We start from the raw sequence: 19,921 nt of genomic DNA on the forward strand, positions 1-19,921 counted from the left end.
AACACCGAGGAAACCTCGGTGTTTTTTACTTAAACCAACCTTTTTTATAAAACCAAGCCATCATGCCCCCGCCAATTAACGCCATAATTAATAGACAAATAAAGTAACTATACTTCCCGCCAAGCTCTGGCATATGTGAAAAGTTCATGCCGTATACCCCTGCGATAAATGTTAACGGCATGAAAATAGTTGAGAAAACAGTTAATGTTTTCATAATATTGTTCATATGGTGGGAGTTCAGTGAAAAGTAACTATCTCGAATATCTGCTGTTAATTCACGGCTTGCTTCAATCATCTCTGTCAGTTTAAGCAAATGATCATGTATATCTTTAAAATAAATTTCATGATCGCTTATACCGTAAAAACGAGTTGAATTTAAAATGCGGTACAATAAATCACGCATCGGAATAATCGTACGCCTTAGTTTAGATAAATCTGTACGAATATCAAATACCTCTTCTAGCACACTTCCTGCTGTCTCACCCGTTAAATTATCATCAATTGCATTTAAATGGTCTTCAATGTAATAAACAGGTGCGAAATAATCATCTACAATTTGGTCAATAATTGTATGTGCTACATGTAAAGGACTCTTCTTAATACGTTTTTTCTCACCGAGCGTTTTCCATACTCTTTCAATCGCATTATTATGAGAGAAGTGGAAAGAGACTATATATCGATCACTAACAAATAAATCGATTTCATGCGGTTCTAATCCGTCTTCTCCGAATGCATGGAGAACTAAAAAGTTATATCCATCATAAAAATCTACCTTTGGTCTCTGTACATACTCTACACAATCTTCAATCGCAAGGGGATGGAACTTGAAGTGATCTTGTAAAATATATGTATACTCCTCTTTCGTTGGCTTATATAAATCAAGCCAATACCATACGATGTTTTCTTTTTTCGTGTCTTCCAGCGAAACATCATATAAAACTTCATTTTTTTTCGTTATTGCACAAATTCTAATCATAATTTCACCCATTATTATTATAAACAAAAAATAGTAAAAAAAGCCAAGGAGAAATCTCCTCAGCTTTTTTTTATTACTTCGTTACAATACCGTGTACTAAAGTTGGTGCATCTACGTGGTCTTTAGCGATTTTCATGTTCTCATAAATTTTCGCTTTTACATCTTCAACATTTTCGCGGTTTGCGTAAATTGTAACAAGAGAGTCACCTTTTTTCACGCTATCGCCTACTTTTTTGCGAAGCATTAGACCAACTGCTAAATCAATTTCAGACTCTTTCGTTGCACGCCCTGCTCCTAAAAGCATTGCTGCTGTTCCGATTTCATCTGCAACGATTTCCGATACGTAACCGTCTTCTTTCGCTTCTACTTCAATTTTAAATTGTGCTTGTGGCAATTTAGAAGGATCATCAACAACAGATGCATCGCCGCCTTGCGCTGATAAGAACGTTTTAAATGATTCTAGCGCTTTACCATTGTTCATTACTTCAATTAACTTTTCACGCGCATCTTCTAAAGATGAAGCTTGTCCAGCAAGGTACACCATCTGACTTCCAAGCGTTAAACATAACTCTTCTAAATCTTTCGGTCCTTTACCTTGTAATGTATCAATTGCTTCTTGTACTTCTAATGCGTTACCAATTGCTTCACCAAGTGGCTGACTCATATCAGAAATAACCGCCATCGTATTACGACCAACGTTATTACCGATGCGTACCATTGCTTCAGCTAAACGTTTTGCATCTTCATCCGTTTTCATAAATGCTCCTGCTCCAGTTTTTACATCAAGAACAATTGCATCTGCACCAGCAGCAATTTTTTTACTCATAATCGAGCTTGCAATAAGCGGAATTGAGTTTACTGTTGCCGTTACATCACGAAGTGCATACAATTTTTTATCAGCTGGTGTTAAGTTTCCACTTTGACCGATAACAGCAATTTTATTTTCATTTACAAGACGCATGAATTCATCATTTTCAATTTCCACATGGAATCCTGGAACTGCTTCTAATTTATCAATTGTACCACCAGTATGTCCTAAACCACGTCCAGACATTTTCGCTACCGGTACACCTAAAGCAGCTACTAATGGACCTAATACAAGTGTCGTTGTATCACCAACACCACCTGTTGAATGCTTATCTACTTTTACCCCTTCAATGGCTGATAAATCAATTGTATCACCGCTATTTACCATTGCCATCGTTAAATCTGCACGTTCTTGATCATTCATATCTTGGAAGAAAATTGCCATTGCAAGTGAACTTACTTGATAATCAGGAATATCACCATTTGTATATCCTTCAATAATAAAGTTAATTTCTTCTGTCGTTAATGCTTGTCCATCACGTTTTTTTGCAATTAGGTCCACCATTCTCATTGTGAAGTCACCCCTTCATTTGTTTTACGATTGCTTTTACTAATGCTAAGAAGTTTGCTTTAACACGTTCTGTCGTTTCAATTACTTCATCGTGGTGAAGTGGCTGATCTAAAATACCAGCTGCCATATTTGAAATACAAGAAATACCAAGTACTTTCATACCAGCATGACGAGCTACAATTACTTCAGGTACTGTTGACATACCAACTGCATCTCCGCCAAGTGTACGAAGCATACGAATTTCAGCAGGTGTTTCATATACAGGACCTGTCATTCCAACGTACACACCTTCTTGTACTTTAATGTTTAAGTCTGCTGCAACTTGTTTCGCCATTTCGCGAAGTTCTGTCGTATATGATGTAGACATATCAGGGAAACGTACACCCATTTCAGAATCATTTGGTCCGATTAATGGATTCGTACCCATGAAGTTGATGTGGTCTGAAATTAACATAAGGTCGCCTGGCTCGAATGATGTATTTACACCACCAGCTGCGTTCGTTACAACAACAGTTTCTACACCTAGTTCTTTCATAACACGAACTGGGAATGTTACTTTTTGCATGTCATATCCTTCGTAGAAATGGAAACGTCCTTGCATTGCTACTACAGGTACACCTTGAAGTGTACCGAATACTAGTTGACCTGCATGTCCTTCTACAGTTGATACTGGGAATTCAGGAATTTCGCTGTAAGGCACTGTTACCGCATTTTCGATTTCATCTGCTAATACACCTAATCCAGATCCAAGGATTAGTCCTACTTGTGGTGTTTCTTGAAATTTCTCTTTTAAGTATGAAGCTGATTTTGTAATAAGTTCACGATTCATTTGTTTATCCCCCTATTTCTTTAGCTCGTTTAAGAAGCTTGTTCCGTATTCTGGCATTTTCACACCGAAGTTTTCTGCTACAGTTGCACCAATATCAGCAAATGTTTGACGAAGTGCTAATTCTTGTCCGCCTTCTTTCATGCTTGGGCTATATGCTAATAACGGTACATATTCACGTGTATGATCAGTACCAGGATGTACTGGATCATTACCATGGTCTGCTGTAATTAATAATAAATCATCTTCTTTAAGTTTTTCGAATACTTCTGGAAGACGTGCATCATACTCTTGCAGAGCTTCTCCATATCCTTGTGGATCACGACGGTGACCGAATAATGCATCAAAGTCAACTAAGTTTAAGAAGCTAAGACCTGTAAAGTCCATGTTTAATGTATCTACAAGCTTATCCATTCCATCCATGTTAGACTTCGTACGAAGTGATTCCGTTACCCCTTCGCCATCATAAATATCAGAAATTTTACCGATAGCAATTACATCGTAGTCACTATCTTTTAATTCATTCATTACTGTGCGACCAAATGGTTTTAATGCATAGTCATGACGATTTGGTGTACGTGTGAATTTTCCTGGTTCTCCAACGAATGGACGAGCGATAACACGTCCTACCATGTACTTCTCATCTAACGTTAGTTCACGGGCAATTTTACAAATTTTATATAACTCATCAAGTGGTACTACTTCTTCGTGTGCTGCAATTTGTAATACACTATCAGCAGAAGTGTAAACAATTAAAGAACCTGTTTCCATTTGTTCTTGACCAAGCTCATCAAGAATTTCAGTTCCAGAGGCTGGCTTATTACCGATAATTTTACGGCCTGTTTTTTCTTCTAATTCATCAAGTAATTCTTTCGGGAATCCTTCAGGGAATACTTGGAATGGTGTATCAATATATAATCCCATGATTTCCCAGTGACCTGTCATTGTATCTTTACCGGTAGATTTCTCTTGCATTTTTGTATAATATCCAAGCGGTTTCTCTACTTTAGAGATCCCTTTCATTTCACGAATATTACCAAGACCTAATTTCACCATGTTTGGCATGTTTAATCCATTCATATGTTCAGCGATATGACCAATTGTATCAGAACCTAAATCACCAAACTGCTCAGCATCAGGTGCCTCACCGATTCCCACAGAGTCCATCACGACTAGGAAAATACGTTTATATTTATTCATAACTGCAACCTCCTATATGTTCAGTTCTACTTCTTGTAGTATGTTCAAAACGCTATAAAGTGAAACTGTTATCAATGGGAATTATCTTTCGTCCTCATTATTAAACAGTACTGCTTTAAATCATTCTCTAACTTTTTCGTTTTACTTTCAAACGAATCAAAAAAATTTCTAATTTTTTCCAAGTCAGATGTCAGACATCTGATATTGATATCATAACATGTTTACGCTTTCTTTTTAATACATTTTCGTAGAATTTCTTATTTTATTCACACTTCTATTGTAATCCATTCTGCGAAGAAGTGCTAATTATTTTATAACATATTTCCTAATATAAAAATAAAAAGCAGCTCTAAAGAGCTGCTTTTTATTTTACTTCTACTGTTTCTTCTTTGTGTTCATGTAGTTCGCCTTTTCTTACATGAACTTTCACTTTATACGCACCATTCTCTTTGAAAGTATGCTTACTTTCATATTCGCCTTTATTCCCCTCTTTTGCTGGAATAAATTCATGCTTTTCAACGCCGTCTTTCCAAATTTCAAGTTGTACTTCAGCGCCAGTTAATGCTTCTTCTTTTTGTTTCAAATGAACTTTCATTTCTGATTCAGCATTGGCTTTCAAATCTCCAGCCATAAGGTGAATCATTGTATCACTCTTATGATCGCCGTGCCCTGCACCATGATCACTATTTTCTTTCTTTGCATCTTCTACTTTGGCATTTCCCACAGCCACTTTTTCTTCTGGCATAACATGCATTTCACGTGCATTTGTGTGAGGAATAATATGGTATACTCCATCAGTCTCAAATGTTTTCTCTACAGCATAAACACCTTTCCCTTTATGCTTACCATTTAACATTTCGTGCTTCTCGTCGCCATCTTTCCAAATTTCAAACTTCACATCAGCATCTGTTACCTTTTCTTTTCCTTGTGTAACAAGTGCTTGTACTTCTGTTTTTTCACCTGGTTTAATTTTTTTCGGATTCGTTTGAAAGGCTACTTTTACAGCTTCAAGTTTCTGTTCTTTTTTCGGTTCTTCTTTGTTTGTATTACAGCCAGCCAATGCTAGCATCGCGATAAATAACGTCATAATAAGTTTTTTCATCATCATTTCCTCCTTCATACTTTCTTTAGTATAGAGGAAAAACATTGTAATATTCCAGTCTTCTGCTGAAAACAATATACGAAATGTTTGTGAAGTTTCTGTGAAACGATTTACTCTTCTTAATCTATGAAAAAAGAGCATAATAACTATGCTCTCGGATGAAACTGTTTATATACATCTTTTAATCTAGCTTTTGAAACATGCGTATAAATTTGCGTCGTTGAAATATCTGCATGTCCAAGCATTTCTTGCACGGCACGTAAGTCTGCCCCATTTTCTAATAAATGCGTAGCAAACGAGTGACGCAACGTATGCGGTGTAAGCTCTTTTTCAATATTTGCTTCTTTCGCTAATCGTTTTAAAATTTTCCAAAACCCTTGTCTTGATAATCGATTACCATGATGGTTTAAAAAGAGTGCATCTACTGCTTTTTTACCCATCAGTTCTCTTCTTCCTTTTTCAATATACTTTTGAATTGCTTCCGTTGCTAAGCTTCCTAATGGAATAATTCTTTCTTTATTCCCTTTCCCTATGCAGCGGACAAATCCCATAGTCAAGTGTACATCTTCTAAATTTAATGCAATTAATTCTGAAACACGAAGTCCTGTTGCATACAATAACTCCAACATTGCCTTATCACGAATCCCAAAAGCGCTCACCGCTTTCGGAGTCTGAAGTAGTGCTTCTACTTCATCAATCGATAATACTTTTGGTAATTTCCGTTCCCCTTGCGGCGTTTCAATATGTACCGATGGGTCATGCTCCACCGCTCGTTCACGAAGTAAAAATTGGTGAAACGAACGAATCGATGCAATATGACGTGCCAATGTTTTTGAAGATTTTCCGTTTTCTTTTAAATACTGCAAAAAGTTAACAATGTGTATGCGCGTCACTTCATGAAATGTCTTCGTCTGTTCTACATTTTGCAAATACTTCACATAGCTTTTCAAATCACGTTCATAAGATACAACTGTATTTTTCGCTAACCCTTTTTCAACAATCATATAATGAATAAAATCTTTTAATTGATCTTCCAATATACACTACTCCCCATTTTCATAGAAAAACATCATTCTATTTACGAAAGCATCCTTTGCCGGCTCCTCATTCCCTGATACTTTTTCTACAGTCTCTTCTTTTGGCTTTTCATAACGATGGTAACTTTCATATTCTTCATTTATCCATAGTATAGCGAAATAAAACAAAATCGTACAACTCGTAAATAATAAAAATACTTTCATCCCATCAAAAGTTAATTTTAAAGCTCGGCGCATTGTAAATTCCTCCAAAATATAAGTTATTACAACATATGCCAAGCTTTCACCAATTTATACCTTATTCAAATAAAAAACCTCTTCCTAGTTAAATAGGAAAAGGTTATTTTTCATCCGTTTCATTTTCTTGACAATTTTTACAAATCCCATGGAATGTTAAACGATGATCTTTCACCTTAAAGCTCCAGTCTCGTTCTACTTTATTCTCCACTTCACCAAGTAAATCTTCTTGTATTTCTTGTACAGCACCGCATTGTGTACAGATTAAATGATGGTGGAAACGCTGTGCACCTTCCTGGCGTAAGTCATAGCGCGAAACACCGTCTCCGAAGTTAATCTTATCGACAACTTTTAACTCAGACAATAACTCTAAAGTTCGATAGACGGTTGCTAATCCGATCTCTGGCGACTTTTCTTTTACAAGGAGGTATACATCTTCTGCGCTTAAATGATCTTCTTCATTCTCTAGCAGCACACGAACTGTTGCTTCACGTTGTGGTGTCAATTTATAGCTCGCTGCATGTAATTGCTTCTTAATTCGTTCAATTCTTTCTTCCATTCGGTACTACTCCCTCCTCGCCACTCTTACACCATTATATCAGAAGAAGGGCTTCTGTCAAAAGAAAAACAATAAAAACAAATTGATAATTATTCTCAAAAAGTATTTATTGTTTGTTAATAGCCTCCACGACTTCTTTCATTAAAACTGGTGATGCATATGCCTCAACACTAGAAGCAAGAGCTAACACCGCTCCGATCACTAGAAAGAAACATGTATAACGAATTAATAATGGTAATAGTGGCTCGGTTATTTTCCTAATAAACTGATGCCTAATCATGCGTAAGGAAAAGCTTGCAGCAATTGTTGTCATAATGAGAAATACAGGAATTATAATTAAATTTTGCGGCAATACAGACACAAACGCTAACAATAATCCATTCCATCCGTGCTGACTTACTAAAAAACCTACTGTAAATCCAACAACTACTCCTTTTAAAAATAATAAGATGAAAATGAGTGGTAACCCAATAATCGAAATCCCCAAAATCCAAATAAAGCCGATGTATTTTAATTGCGAAAAGTAACTTTCTCGAAACATTTCGCCCGCGATTGCAAATTCTCCTTTAGAAACTTGTCCAAAAAAACGTTGTAAATAAAATGATAAATCTTGCTTTTGGTTTATTTGTAAACTATTCACAAGAATCGCTCCAAATATTACCCCCATCAATAATAAAACAGCATTAAATATATATAATGAAGAGTTTTCCTGTATGTGAGACATTACACGGTCTTGCCAAGTTTTTCGCCACATTTTCCTTCCCTCCGTTCACACTCTTACTAAAAATGTATGAAAGAAAGAAAAAAAGTATGACGAATTAACATTGAAATTCCGCTCTACTTTGCTAAACTAAATAGTAGAGAATAGGAGGGATTTCTCTTGAAACCATTATTATTAGATTTTCCAACGTTATTTCAAACTGAGCGATTGCAAGTACGTAAGCCGTTTCCGGGTGACGGTACAGAAGTATATGAAGCAATCCAAGCTTCTCTAGAAGACTTATTACCGTGGATGCCAATTACAGCTGAAACAGAAGAGAGTGCGGAAGAAATTGTTCGCGAAGCTCACGGACAGTTTTTACTTCGTGAAACACTTGATTTTCACTTATACGATAAAGTATCTGGTACATTCATCGGAGCTATTACTCTTAAGCCTGAAAACTGGGACATTCCAAAGTTTTCACTTCACTTCTGGTTACATAGCGCCTATACAAAACAAGGCTACATGGCAGAAGCTGTTAAAGGTGCGATTCAATTCGCTTTTGATAAGCTAGGTGCTAGAAGAATTGAAATTCGTACTGATGCAACAAACGTGAACGCATGTAACTTAGCAGAACGTCTAGAATTTATTTTAGAAGGTACTATGGAAAATGATTTCCTAGCACCAGATGGTAGCTTACGCGATGCACGTGTATATGCAAAAATTAATTAAAAAAACACTCGCCTAAGGCGAGTGTTTTATTTTTGTAATTGTAAATATTGCACAGCGAACATCGTCTTCGCATCATGAATGCGAAGGTCTTTCATAAGATCAATGGCTTCTTCTAATGACACTTCCATTAACTCCACAAATTCATCTTCATCTAAAGCTGCTTTATTTTCTTTTTGTTTTAATCCTGTCGCCTTATATACATATAAAATCTCATCTGCAAAGCCAGGTGATGTATAAAAAGATGTAATAAGCTCCATATTTTCACATACATATCCTGTTTCTTCTTCTAATTCACGAACTGCTGTTACTTCTGGCTTTTCTCCAGGTTCTAACTTCCCAGCAGGGATTTCCACAATTGCCTTTTCAAGAGCTTTACGATACTGCTCGACAAGTACAATTTTCCCTTCATCAGTAATAGCAATAATAGCAACTGCCCCAGGGTGATTTACGATTTCACGTTTACTCATTTCTCCATTTGGTAATACTACTTCATCAACACGAACTTTTATAACTCTACCATCAAAAATCGGTTCAGTTTTTACTGTTCTTTCTGCAAGATTACTCATACTACTTCATCTCCCTGTTCTATTTCCTATTCTTTCCTCATACATTTTACCACATTGAAAGGAGCGTGATAGAAATGAAAGTTTATATTTTACCAAATCGCGTCACTTTAGTCGGAAAAGCATGGCAAATTCGTCATAAACTAAAACAATACGGCAAAGAGTATACAACTGTACAAGAGTGGATTAAAGCAAGTAAAAAGTAAACGTTTGTCAACCTCTTTTCCCTTGCGTACAATAAAGATAAGGAGGTTGACCTATGAAAAAACGTCAATTAGGAAATTCAGATTTGTTTGTTACAGAAATGGGACTTGGCTGTATGTCTCTCGGTACATCTGAAACAGAAGCTATGGGCATTATCGATGAAGCAATCGATTTAGGAATCAATTTTTTTGATACAGCGGATTTATATGATTATGGATTAAACGAAGAATTTGTCGGAAAAGCATTGAAGGGAAAACGAGACCAAATTGTTCTTACAACAAAGGTTGGAAATCGATGGACAGAAGAAAAAAAAGGCTGGTCTTGGGATCCTTCTAAGGATTACATAAAGGCTGAAGTGAAAGAAAGTTTACGTAGACTTCAAACTGATTATATTGATCTTTATCAACTTCACGGCGGGACGATTGAAGATCCTATAGATGAAACAATTGAAGCCTTTGAAGAATTAAAAAAAGAAGGTATCATTCGCCATTACGGTATTTCTTCTATACGTCCAAATGTCATCCATGAGTATGCCAAACGTTCAAATATCGTTAGTGTACTAATGGAATACAGCCTTTTAAATCGTCGCCCTGAAGAATGGTTCCCACTTCTAAATGAACATCAAATTAGCATTATTGCTCGTGGACCACTTGCAAAAGGAATTCTAACTGCCAATAATGCAAGAAAGATAGAAAGAGTAAAAGAAAAAGATTACCTTTCTTATTCTTACGATGAATTATATACGACACTCGCGAGTGCAAAAGAAATAATCGGGGAAAGCTCTTTAACAGGAACAGCTATTCAATATTGCTTACATAACGAAACTGTTGCAGCTGTTATACCTGGTGCAAGCTCTATTCAACAATTGCAGGAAAATGTACAGGCTAGCCAACAGTTATCTTTAACAAAAGAAGAATATGTACAACTTCAAAAAATTGTTAAGTATGATTCATATGCTTTGCATCGCTAAAATATTGATACCGATAAAAGCAAAAGACTGCCCCCAACACTAGGCGGCAGTCTTTTTTTATAACGTATCATATTTATCAGGATTCGTTCCTACATGTAAATTACGATTTAACGTATTAATTTGATCCATCTCTTCTTCAGTTAATGAGAAATCAAAAATAGTAAAGTTCTCTTTAATACGAGATGGCGTAACAGATTTAGGAATAGTCACAATCCCACTTTGAATATCCCACCTTAATATAACTTGTGCAGGTGTCTTCTCATATTTTTTAGCAATATCCTGAATAATTGGATGCTGAAATACTTCGCCGCCCCTCATTAAAGGACTCCAAGCTTCCATTTGAATTTGCTCACCTTGACAGAAATCACGCAATTCAAATTGTGCTAACATTGGATGAAGTTCCACTTGGTTTACCATCGGCTTCACTTTGCAATTTGGTAATAACAGTTCTAAATGATGTCTATGAAAATTAGAAACACCAATGGCACGCACTTTACCTTCTTCGTATAGCTTTTCTAAAGCACGGTACGTATCAACATACTTCCCTCTTATCGGCCAATGGATTAAATATAAATCTACATAGTCCATTTGTAATTTCTTTAAACTTTTTTCAAACGCCTCAAGAGTCTCCTCATACCCTTGATCGTCGTTCCAAACTTTTGTTGTAATAAACAAGTCTTCGCGCGGGATTCCAGATTCACGAACTGCTTCTCCGACACCGCTTTCATTTTCATATACAGTTGCTGTATCAATCGAACGGTATCCAACTTCTAACGCTGTTTTTACTGCTTGTTTAACTTCGTCGCCTTCTTTCGCTTTATAAACGCCTAGACCAATCATCGGCATTTTCACACCATTATGAAGTGTAGTTGTTGGAATATGCACAGTCTTTCTCCCTTTCATTCTTACATTTTTATAAACCATAACTTTATTTCAACAAGATTCATTCAAAATGTCAAAACATACGTACAGTTTACATAATAATTTTATACCTCTTTAGAAAGTAACATGAACTCAGTCGTTCACGTTACTTTCTATCCATTCTTTCGCTTTTTCATCAACATCACGTACAAATTCATTTTTTCCTTCTGTATACAACGTGCCATCATATGTATATTTTTCAGCTAGTTCTTTCTTTAAAGTCGCATACGCTTCTGCTTCTTCACAATGAACCATCATATAATCACGAAATGCTAAATGCCTTGTAATCTCAGGATTTCCTTTTTCAAATACATGCAAATGATACGAGCGTTTCTCCTCAGTTCCATGAATAAAAAAACGACGACCTGAAATACCATTTTCTCCTTTCACAATGTAACCAAGCTCATCAAACTTTTCATTCCAATGATCTACTCTTTCAATACTATCTACTTCCATTATCATATCAATGATAGGCTTTGCCGCAAGTCCTGGCACTGATGTACTACCAATATGATGGATTTTCACCGTTTCTGGCATTGCCAATTTTAATCTTTCGGCCTCCATTTGAAATTTCTCACTCCAATGATTTTCATACGGAACGACTACAATTTTCCTCATTCTAACTCCCCTTTTCTTACAAACTCGTCAAAAAAATGATCAGTGGCATCTCACTGATCATTTTTTATTATTTAAAGTCTTTCCAAGTAAGGTTACTTTCACTTAACAGTTCTTCAAATGATTTATTCTTTTCACGTTCTTTTTGTTCTTTACGTTTTCTTTCTTGCTCTGCTGCCTCTTTTTTCTCTTCTCTCACTTGCAACTCTTTTTTCTTATTCTTTAATTGTTGCATTAACGAATCGTTCAATTGATCACCTAGTGTAAGCGATTCTTTCTCTGGTTGATTCATTTGAGAGTGTCTTTGCATTTGTCTTTGCTTCTTTTTCTTCATACTACTCACCTTTTACTTTTTTCTCCATTATAGAGGATACACAGTGAAATCGACAATAAAAAAGGTGTATTACTCCCCGATTCTCTATTATTCTTTTTTTGTAAATATGTTAATTTTTCGAAAAAACTAAATTTTATTGTAGATATAATCCTAGTAATCTATTAAAATTATGTCGTATGATGTCAGATTATAAAAAAAGGAGAAATTAATTATGTGGAAAAAAATTATTCCTGCTGTCGCTATTTTAAGCACCATGACTTTTTCAAGCGTGTTCGCCGCTCCTCCATCTCAGACTCCTGCTGAACAAAACCGATACATAGACGTACAAATGCTTGGTATTAACGATTTCCATGGACAACTAGACACTGTAAAAAAAATTAACAATAAAGAAGCTGGCGGCGCTGATTATTTAGCTACTTATTTAAAAGAACGTAAAAAACAAAACCCTAATACACTTCTAGTACATGCCGGTGATATTGTCGGCGCCAGCCCACCAGTTTCCGCATTATTACAAGACGAACCAACAATTGAATTTTTAAATGACTTAAAGTTTGATGTTGGTACAATCGGAAACCATGAATTCGATGAAGGTATCGATGAAATGAAACGCCTCATTTACGGTGGTTACCATGAAAAAACAGGGAATTTCAAAGGAGCAAACTTCCCTTATGTCGCTGCAAACTTCTATAACAAATCAACTGGCCGCTTATTTTTACCACCATTTACTGTAAAAATGGTTGACGGAGTTCCTGTAGGATTCATTGGAGTCGTTACAACGGATACGCCAAATGTCGTTATGCCTACTATGCTTAAAAATGTAGAAATCACTGACGAAGTAGAGGCTATTAATAAATCAGCGCAACAATTAAAGCGTCTCGGCGTTAAATCTATCGTAGTCCTTGCGCATGTCGGCGGAACAACTGATGAGTCTGGTGTAACAAATGGAGACCTCACTCGAATTGCAAATGAAACAGATCCAGAAGTTGATGTTATTTTTGGTGGACATAGTCATACGTATGTAAATGGTACAGTTAATAATAAACTTATCGTCCAAGCGAACTCTTACGGAACGGCTTTCTCAGATGTAGATGTAACAATTGATCGTAAAACAAAAGATATTGTTAAGAAAAAAGCTGAAGTTATTACAACATATCATGAAGGTGTAGAGCCTGATAAACAAGTAAAACAAAAGCTAGACCAATATAAAGAAAAAATCGCACCGCTTGTAAATGAAGTTGTCGGAAAATCTACAGCAGCTATCGACCGTAAACAAAACGATGCTGGTGAGTCTACTCTTGGAAATGTAATTGCCGATGCACAGCGACAAACAATGCAAGCGCAAATCGCTCTTATGAATCCTGGCGGCATTCGTAATGACTTAGACGCTGGAGATATTACATGGGGCGAATTATACGGTATTCAGCCTTTCGGGAATCAATTAATTAAAGTAGATTTAACAGGTCAAGATATTCGCGAGATTTTAAATCAACAATGGCAAAAAGGTGCAACGAGAATGCTCCAAATCTCAGGTATCCAATATACTTGGGATGCAAATAAACCGAATGGTGAAAAGGTTACTAATATCCGTTTAACAAATGGGGAAGAATTAGTTTCCTCCAAAACGTATAGCGTAGTTGCAAATGCTTTCCTAGCTTCGGGTGGTGATGGATTCGTATCATTTAAAAATGGAAAAAATGCTGAAACAGGTCCAAACGACTTTGAAGCGTTAGTCGATTATGTAAAACAATTGAAAGAACCGATTCAGCCGATTATTGATGGACGGATTCAAAAATTAAATTAAATATTTTTCAAATAACTGTATGTGCTGTAAATGGGAAATGTCGTTCCCTATAAAAGGAGCACTTTCCATTACAAATTATACGCACATACCCTTTAACTTTTTCGTAATATACATGAACCTGAAAAAGGATACTCGTTCTTACTTTGAACATAGTATCCTTTTCTTCATTTATCTAAATGTGATACCTCATTAAAATCATATCGTTGTAAAAATTCCTGTAGTGCCTCTTCTACAATTTTAGACTTTTGAATCCCTTTAACTTCGGATATAACATCTAATCTCGCTAATATTTCCGTATTAATAGAAAAGGTTCGTTTCTTTTTCTCTGAAATTCCACTTATAATCGGCACGCTTACTTCTTCTCTTTTTCTTAACAATTCATAAATACTTTGCAATTGTTCATAAATTAGTAATTGATAATCCGTTTTTGCATATTGAAGGGCAGTAGCTTCTTGGATTTGTAAATGACGCGGCTCTTCTCCATCACCTATAAAGATGCGTTTTTTCTGCTCTCCATCATATTCATATCCAATCATTCTTAATTTCTTTGATAATGTATATGGGCTCATTTCAAGCCGTTTTGCTATAATTGCGATTGATTCGCGTCTATTTAAAGAATCAATAATTTCTCCAATCGTCACATTCTCCCTCCTCTCTTAATCGCCTAAACTTGAAACCTGACCAGTATGTTATGATACAATGATTTTCTAGTAGTATATGCAAAAGAAAGAGCCTGTGCGCTTCATACCATTTAAGAAAAGGAGGTTTACATATGCTTTTTCGTAGCTATACACCTCAGTTTTATAACGAAAAGAAGCAATTAATCCCTAACAGTATCGCTACGATAGAAAGCGTTATGATTAATGACCGGAAACAATCTCTCCTTATACGCGGGCAAAACGTGGAACAGCCTATTTTATTATGCTGTCACGGCGGGCCTGGTATGGCACAAATTGGCTTTATTCGTCATTTTCAAAAAGAGTTAGAAAAGCACTTTATCGTTATTAATTGGGATCAACGCGGGGCTGGTAAATCCTTTTTATTGCGAGATATCCAAACAAATTTTACGATTGATCAATTTGTTTCAGATGCAAAAGAAGTCATTCAATATCTTCTTAAAAGGTTCAATAAGAAAAAATTAATTCTTGCCGGTCATTCATGGGGAAGTATTATCGGACTAAAAGTCGCTAGTCAATGCCCTGAATATATAGAAGCATATATCGGCATCGGTCAAATCGTACATATGAAGCAAAACGAAGAATTACTATATCAACATTTAATTAGCTCTGCAAAAAAACATGACCATAAAAAAGCATTAGCTTCTCTTTTAAAATTAGGGAAACCGCCCTTTTTAGATACACGACGTCTCATCATTCAAAGAAAGTGGCTTGGCACATTCGGCGGAGCAATCCAAAACGGATCTTCCTTTTCTTTCATACGAAAAGGTTTCTTTTCTCCTGAATATACGCTATTAGATTGGTTCAAATTTCTCGCAGGAAATTTAAAGTCAGGAGTTTTATGGGAAGAGATGCTAACAATCGATTTCTTTTCGTCTATTTCAAGTTTATCTGTTCCGGTTTATTTTTGTTCTGGTCGCTATGATTATCAAACTCCTTACGCACTCGTTCAACAATATTGCGATATTATTCACGCTCCGATTAAAAAAATGATTTGGTTTCCAAACTCGGCACACTCTCCAGATTTAGAAGAGCCTGAACTATTCGCTCAATCTTTACAATCAATTAAACAAGAGCTATCTTTTCAACATGCATAACGACAGGCTCTTTTACATTTCATAAAAAACATCTTATAATAATATGTCGCAAGTATATGTCACTGCAAACATTTGCTTGCCTTAACAGAATAAAAATTAGGGAGATTACATTTATTATGAACGCTGTACTCATCGCAGTAGCAGTCATGCTAGTGCTTAGTTTGTTACGTGTCCAAGTCATTGTCGCCATTATCGTTGGAGCTTTAACAGGCGGACTTATCGGTGGACTCGGTATTTCAGAAACAATTAGTACTTTTACAACTGGTCTTGGGAACAGTGCTCCTATCGCATTAAGCTACGCAATGCTCGGTGGATTTGCTATTTCACTTTCAAAAACAGGACTTCCTGATGCAATGATCCAATCAGCTTTAAAATGGATCGGCAACGAACAAGACACGAAAAAACAAGTCTATTCTAAAATACTCATATTATTTATCATTTTAACAATGGCTTGTTTCTCACAAAATATTATCCCTGTTCATATCGCCTTCATCCCGATCTTAATTCCAGCACTTTTAAAAGTATTAAATGAGCTGAAGGTGGATCGTAGGCTTGTAACATGTCTTATTACATTTGGATTAATTACCCCTTACATGTGGGTCCCAGCAGGATTCGGAAAAATTTATCATGACGTATTGCAAACAAATGCTGCGCAAAGCGGGCTTACATTTGATGTCGCTCTTATTCCAAAAGCAATGACTATTCCAGCAATCGGTATGATTATTGGATTATGTGTAGCGGTTTTCATTACATACCGAAAACCACGTACGTATGAAACGGAACAAGTTCATGCTACACAGAATGAAATCGTTCCCTATACAAAAAGAAGCATTACTTTTGGTTTATTATCAATAATCGCTACATTAACTGTTCAATTAGCAACAGAATCAATGATCTTCGGTGCTTTAGCAGGTATTATCGTCTTATCAGTTAGCGGTAGTCTCCCTCTTAAAGAAGCCGATGCTATTTTAACGAGCGGAATGCGTATGATGTCCTTTATCGGATTTGTTATGATTTCTGCCGCTGGATTTGGCGCTGTTCTTCGAAAAACTGGACATGTTGAATCTCTTGTGCAAACGAGTGCACATATAATCGGAAATAATAAACCGCTTGCTGCATTTCTTATGCTCGTTATTGGACTTCTCGTTACGATGGGAATTGGTTCTTCCTTTTCAACCATCCCAATCTTAACAACAATTTTCGTCCCCTTATGCGTCCAGCTTGGATTTAGTCCAATGGCAACAATCGCAATTATCGGTACAGCTGGTGCACTAGGTGATGCAGGTTCTCCAGCATCTGATAGTACACTTGGACCAACGTCCGGTTTAAATGCTGATGGTCAGCACCACCATATATGGGATACATGTGTACCAACTTTTCTACACTATAATATACCGTTACTTATATTCGGCTTTATTGCCGCAATTACACTATAAAAGGTGCGTTTTATCAACGCACCTTTTACTTTGTTGTTTCTCTCTCAATACATCTAAATTCTGTTTCCACTTCTTCTTGTCCCACTTGTTTCTTCTTTATTTTTCCTATTAACTGCTGAAATGCTATTTCCCCATTTTCTTCGATATAACTTCCAATCGTCGTTAATGATGGGCTTATCCATTCACCCTCTGCACTCCCGTTAAATCCAATGATTTGCAACTTATCTGGTATATGAATATTAAGCGTTTTCGCCGCCCTGATTAGCTCAATAGCAATCTTATCACTTGAAGCTACAAACCCATCTATGTATGGATGTTTTTGTAACAATTCAAGAAACTGTTGATTCGTATACCCTTGTACAATTTCCTCTCGATAAGAAAGTCCTTCTTTCCAAGCAGTATCTAAAAACCCTGCCACATGCTCTTCCATTTCTTCACTTTCTACTCCCTCGCCAATATAAGCAAGAAACTGGCAGCCTTTCTCTTTCAATAAAGAAACAGCTTTCTGCCCACTTTCATAATAACTAGTCAGAGATTGTCGTTCTTCAAGCACAGCGAAAGGAAGTGAGATTTCTCCTATACTTTGAAAAACAGATTTCGTCAATATAACGCCTGCGATGTTATTTTGCGCCAACATATCTATGTATCTATTCTTATTTTCTATATTACAAACTACTACTTGATACCCTTCTTTATATGCTATTTTCTCAACGAAACGAAGCAAAGTGATGTATGATGGATTATGCAAAGTATCTAACAGTAATGCAATCATTGTTGAAGGCTGTTTAAATAAAGGCTTTGCTGTCGCATTCGGTCTATATTGTAACTCTTCAATTGCTTGCTTTACTTGTTTTACCGTATCTTCATGGACATATCCTTTTTCATTAATAACTCTTGAAACGGTTGCAACTGAAACACCAGCCAATTTTGCAACATCACGTATAGTTGCCACATCGTCACCCCTTAATATGGTAATAGATTACAATTTTAAACTAAACCAAAATATAACATTCGTCAAGAATATTGTTTTATATTTCTGAAAATTGTTACACAAATTTCACTTTTCTTACAAAATATACTCCAACTGAATTTCATGTAAAATTGCAATATTATCATGACCAATAAATGGAATCTCTTTTTTTATTTTTCGTGCTTCCTTCACGGCGTCCATGTATAAGTTCGTCATTATGAAATTACGTTTTTGATAAAATCGGAGTGCGCTCATATTATCATTCGTCGTAATGAGCCACACTTTTTTACACTCATTTTCCCTTGCCATTTGCAATACACAATCCACCAGTTTTGTTCCAATCCCATTTCCTTCCTCAAAACTATCTAACGATACAATTTCACACATGCTTTTTAGTATTTCACACGTTATAATTCCTACTATTCTGTCATTTTTAAGTGCGATAAAACCAGGTAATTGTTCTAATTGATGTGCTCTGCCTCGCGAGACCATCATTGAACTCCCCCAGCTTTCACACATAAAGACCCGAATTGTTTCTTTCATTTCTGGTGTAATTTTTTGTATATGAACCATATACGATTTCTCCCCTTTTTATATCATTGTGATACAATGTAAGTGTATCATATGTAGAGGTATTTGGAGGATGAGGTAAAGTATGAAACGTTTTTTTACAGCATTGTTTACTATACTAGGTGCAATAACTGCGATTGGGATTTTCTTTACAAATAAAGTTATGTACTTGAAGAAAAAGACAGAGGAAGAAGTTTTAGAACGCGAAACGAAAAAGCATTTTCATTTGGACGATTTTCACGCTATTCAAAAAGAAGAAATTCACATCTCTTCTCAATTTGGATACGAACTTCACGGATACTACATGCCAGCTGGGCATTCCAATAAATTTATGATTTTTTGCCACGGTGTGACTGTAAATAAAATGAATTCCGTTAAGTATGCAAACTTATTTTTAAGCAGAGGATATAACGTATTTATTTATGATCATCGCCGCCATGGTAAAACAGGTGGTAAAACAACAAGCTATGGGTACTATGAAAAACACGATTTAAAGTCAGTAGTTGACTGGCTAAAAGGTCGTTTTGGAACAAATATTATCCTTGGAATTCATGGTGAATCTATGGGGGCTGCAACCCTTCTTCAATATGCAGGGCTTGTAGAAGATGGTGCCGATTTTTATATTGCAGATTGCCCTTTCTCGGATTTTTACGGACAGTTACAACATCGTTTAAAAGTTGAATTCCATTTACCCAAATGGCCTTTATTACCTTTAGCAAACGCCTTTTTAAAGGTTCGTGATGGCTATACAATCCGTGAAGTTTCACCAATTGATTGTATAAAAAACATTAATAATCCTGTTCTTTTTATACACAGTAAAGATGATGACTATATTTTATCTGATATGACAAAATCACTTTATGAAGCGAAGGAAAATAATAAACAACTTTATATTGCAGAACATGGTGCACACGCTTGTTCTTATAATGAAAATAAAGAAGAGTACGAAGCTGCCATCGATCAATTTTTAAACACATATGTAAAAGAAACAAAAAACAGGCTTGCATAAGCCTGTT

General features: G+C 36.0%; 23 protein-coding genes. 7 read left to right on the forward strand and 16 right to left on the reverse strand.

Annotated features, from left to right (window positions below; all coding sequences use genetic code 11):
• Positions 1–25: 25 nt before the first annotated feature.
• From corA to spoIIM, 9 genes are all read right to left on the reverse strand, one after another.
• Positions 26–988: a magnesium/cobalt transporter CorA gene (gene corA, locus BAU27_RS18265; RefSeq protein WP_071747015.1), complete on the reverse strand. Its 963-nt coding sequence runs from the start codon at positions 986–988 to the stop codon at positions 26–28.
• 61 nt (positions 989–1,049) lie between these two features.
• Positions 1,050–2,354 (reverse strand): pyrimidine-nucleoside phosphorylase, encoded by a 1,305-nt coding sequence (locus BAU27_RS18270; protein ID WP_071746971.1) that lies wholly within the window; start codon positions 2,352–2,354, stop codon positions 1,050–1,052.
• A gap of 7 nt (positions 2,355–2,361) precedes the next feature.
• Positions 2,362–3,183: a purine-nucleoside phosphorylase gene (locus BAU27_RS18275; RefSeq protein ID WP_071746972.1), complete on the reverse strand. Its 822-nt coding sequence runs from the start codon at positions 3,181–3,183 to the stop codon at positions 2,362–2,364.
• Between the two features lie 12 nt (positions 3,184–3,195).
• Positions 3,196–4,380, reverse strand: a complete 1,185-nt coding sequence (gene deoB / locus BAU27_RS18280) for a phosphopentomutase (RefSeq protein WP_071746973.1) — start codon at positions 4,378–4,380, stop codon at positions 3,196–3,198.
• Between the two features lie 364 nt (positions 4,381–4,744).
• Complete coding sequence (locus BAU27_RS18285) at positions 4,745–5,485, reverse strand: FixH family protein (RefSeq protein WP_071771614.1); 741 nt, start codon at positions 5,483–5,485, stop codon at positions 4,745–4,747.
• Positions 5,486–5,628: 143 nt separating this feature from the next.
• On the reverse strand, positions 5,629–6,519 hold the full coding sequence (xerD, locus tag BAU27_RS18290) for a site-specific tyrosine recombinase XerD (protein ID WP_000390077.1): 891 nt from the start codon (positions 6,517–6,519) through the stop codon (positions 5,629–5,631).
• A 6-nt stretch (positions 6,520–6,525) separates the two neighbouring features.
• Positions 6,526–6,756, reverse strand: a complete 231-nt coding sequence (locus BAU27_RS18295; RefSeq protein ID WP_001250436.1) for a YqzK family protein — start codon at positions 6,754–6,756, stop codon at positions 6,526–6,528.
• A gap of 103 nt (positions 6,757–6,859) precedes the next feature.
• Positions 6,860–7,315, reverse strand: a complete 456-nt coding sequence (gene fur, locus BAU27_RS18300; RefSeq protein ID WP_000392654.1) for a ferric iron uptake transcriptional regulator — start codon at positions 7,313–7,315, stop codon at positions 6,860–6,862.
• A gap of 106 nt (positions 7,316–7,421) precedes the next feature.
• On the reverse strand, positions 7,422–8,069 hold the full coding sequence (gene spoIIM / locus BAU27_RS18305; protein ID WP_000269098.1) for a stage II sporulation protein M: 648 nt from the start codon (positions 8,067–8,069) through the stop codon (positions 7,422–7,424).
• A gap of 126 nt (positions 8,070–8,195) precedes the next feature.
• Between spoIIM and BAU27_RS18310 the strand changes: the two genes are divergently transcribed.
• Complete coding sequence (locus BAU27_RS18310; RefSeq protein ID WP_071771582.1) at positions 8,196–8,747, forward strand: GNAT family N-acetyltransferase; 552 nt, start codon at positions 8,196–8,198, stop codon at positions 8,745–8,747.
• A 26-nt stretch (positions 8,748–8,773) separates the two neighbouring features.
• Here BAU27_RS18310 and BAU27_RS18315 read toward each other — a convergent pair whose 3' ends face one another.
• The gene (locus tag BAU27_RS18315) at positions 8,774–9,313 is read right to left on the reverse strand and encodes an NUDIX hydrolase (RefSeq protein ID WP_000067049.1); all 540 of its coding nucleotides are present in this window, start codon (positions 9,311–9,313) and stop codon (positions 8,774–8,776) included.
• Positions 9,314–9,387: 74 nt separating this feature from the next.
• On the opposite strand from BAU27_RS18315, the gene mciZ reads away from it, so the two are divergent.
• Positions 9,388–9,516 carry a Z-ring formation inhibitor MciZ gene (gene mciZ / locus BAU27_RS18320; protein WP_071746975.1) on the forward strand — a complete coding sequence of 43 codons (129 nt, stop codon included), beginning with the start codon at positions 9,388–9,390 and terminating at the stop codon, positions 9,514–9,516.
• A 53-nt stretch (positions 9,517–9,569) separates the two neighbouring features.
• A complete protein-coding gene (locus tag BAU27_RS18325) occupies positions 9,570–10,484 on the forward strand; it encodes an aldo/keto reductase (protein WP_071771583.1) in 915 nt (304 codons plus the stop codon).
• A 57-nt stretch (positions 10,485–10,541) separates the two neighbouring features.
• Here BAU27_RS18325 and BAU27_RS18330 read toward each other — a convergent pair whose 3' ends face one another.
• From BAU27_RS18330 to BAU27_RS18340, 3 genes are all read right to left on the reverse strand, one after another.
• Positions 10,542–11,369, reverse strand: a complete 828-nt coding sequence (locus BAU27_RS18330; RefSeq protein WP_071771584.1) for an aldo/keto reductase — start codon at positions 11,367–11,369, stop codon at positions 10,542–10,544.
• Positions 11,370–11,498: 129 nt separating this feature from the next.
• Positions 11,499–12,023, reverse strand: a complete 525-nt coding sequence (locus BAU27_RS18335; protein WP_071771585.1) for a GrpB family protein — start codon at positions 12,021–12,023, stop codon at positions 11,499–11,501.
• 67 nt (positions 12,024–12,090) lie between these two features.
• Entirely contained in the window at positions 12,091–12,354 is a 264-nt protein-coding gene (locus tag BAU27_RS18340) for a YqkE family protein (protein ID WP_002122262.1), read from the reverse strand.
• A 211-nt stretch (positions 12,355–12,565) separates the two neighbouring features.
• Here BAU27_RS18340 and BAU27_RS18345 point away from each other — a divergent pair, with 211 nt between their 5' ends.
• The gene (locus tag BAU27_RS18345) at positions 12,566–14,155 is read left to right on the forward strand and encodes a bifunctional metallophosphatase/5'-nucleotidase (protein WP_071771586.1); all 1,590 of its coding nucleotides are present in this window, start codon (positions 12,566–12,568) and stop codon (positions 14,153–14,155) included.
• A gap of 164 nt (positions 14,156–14,319) precedes the next feature.
• On the opposite strand, the gene BAU27_RS18350 is transcribed toward BAU27_RS18345, so the two are convergent.
• Positions 14,320–14,796, reverse strand: a complete 477-nt coding sequence (locus BAU27_RS18350) for a ribbon-helix-helix domain-containing protein (protein WP_071771587.1) — start codon at positions 14,794–14,796, stop codon at positions 14,320–14,322.
• A 131-nt stretch (positions 14,797–14,927) separates the two neighbouring features.
• On the opposite strand from BAU27_RS18350, the gene BAU27_RS18355 reads away from it, so the two are divergent.
• Both BAU27_RS18355 and BAU27_RS18360 read left to right on the forward strand, forming a co-directional pair.
• Positions 14,928–15,929, forward strand: coding sequence for an alpha/beta fold hydrolase (locus BAU27_RS18355; RefSeq protein WP_071746981.1), 1,002 nt, complete (start codon positions 14,928–14,930; stop codon positions 15,927–15,929).
• A gap of 116 nt (positions 15,930–16,045) precedes the next feature.
• A complete protein-coding gene (locus BAU27_RS18360) occupies positions 16,046–17,365 on the forward strand; it encodes a Na+/H+ antiporter family protein (protein WP_071771588.1) in 1,320 nt (439 codons plus the stop codon).
• 25 nt (positions 17,366–17,390) lie between these two features.
• On the opposite strand, the gene BAU27_RS18365 is transcribed toward BAU27_RS18360, so the two are convergent.
• Positions 17,391–18,317 (reverse strand): LacI family DNA-binding transcriptional regulator, encoded by a 927-nt coding sequence (locus BAU27_RS18365; RefSeq protein ID WP_071771589.1) that lies wholly within the window; start codon positions 18,315–18,317, stop codon positions 17,391–17,393.
• 114 nt (positions 18,318–18,431) lie between these two features.
• Positions 18,432–18,908: a GNAT family N-acetyltransferase gene (locus BAU27_RS18370; protein WP_071771590.1), complete on the reverse strand. Its 477-nt coding sequence runs from the start codon at positions 18,906–18,908 to the stop codon at positions 18,432–18,434.
• Positions 18,909–18,990: 82 nt separating this feature from the next.
• Between BAU27_RS18370 and BAU27_RS18375 the strand changes: the two genes are divergently transcribed.
• Entirely contained in the window at positions 18,991–19,914 is a 924-nt protein-coding gene (locus BAU27_RS18375; protein WP_071771591.1) for an alpha/beta hydrolase, read from the forward strand.
• Positions 19,915–19,921: the final 7 nt, after the last annotated feature.

This window comes from Bacillus sp. NH11B, from assembly GCF_001884205.1.
Taxonomy (GTDB): Bacteria; Bacillota; Bacilli; order Bacillales; family Bacillaceae_G; genus Bacillus_A; species Bacillus_A proteolyticus.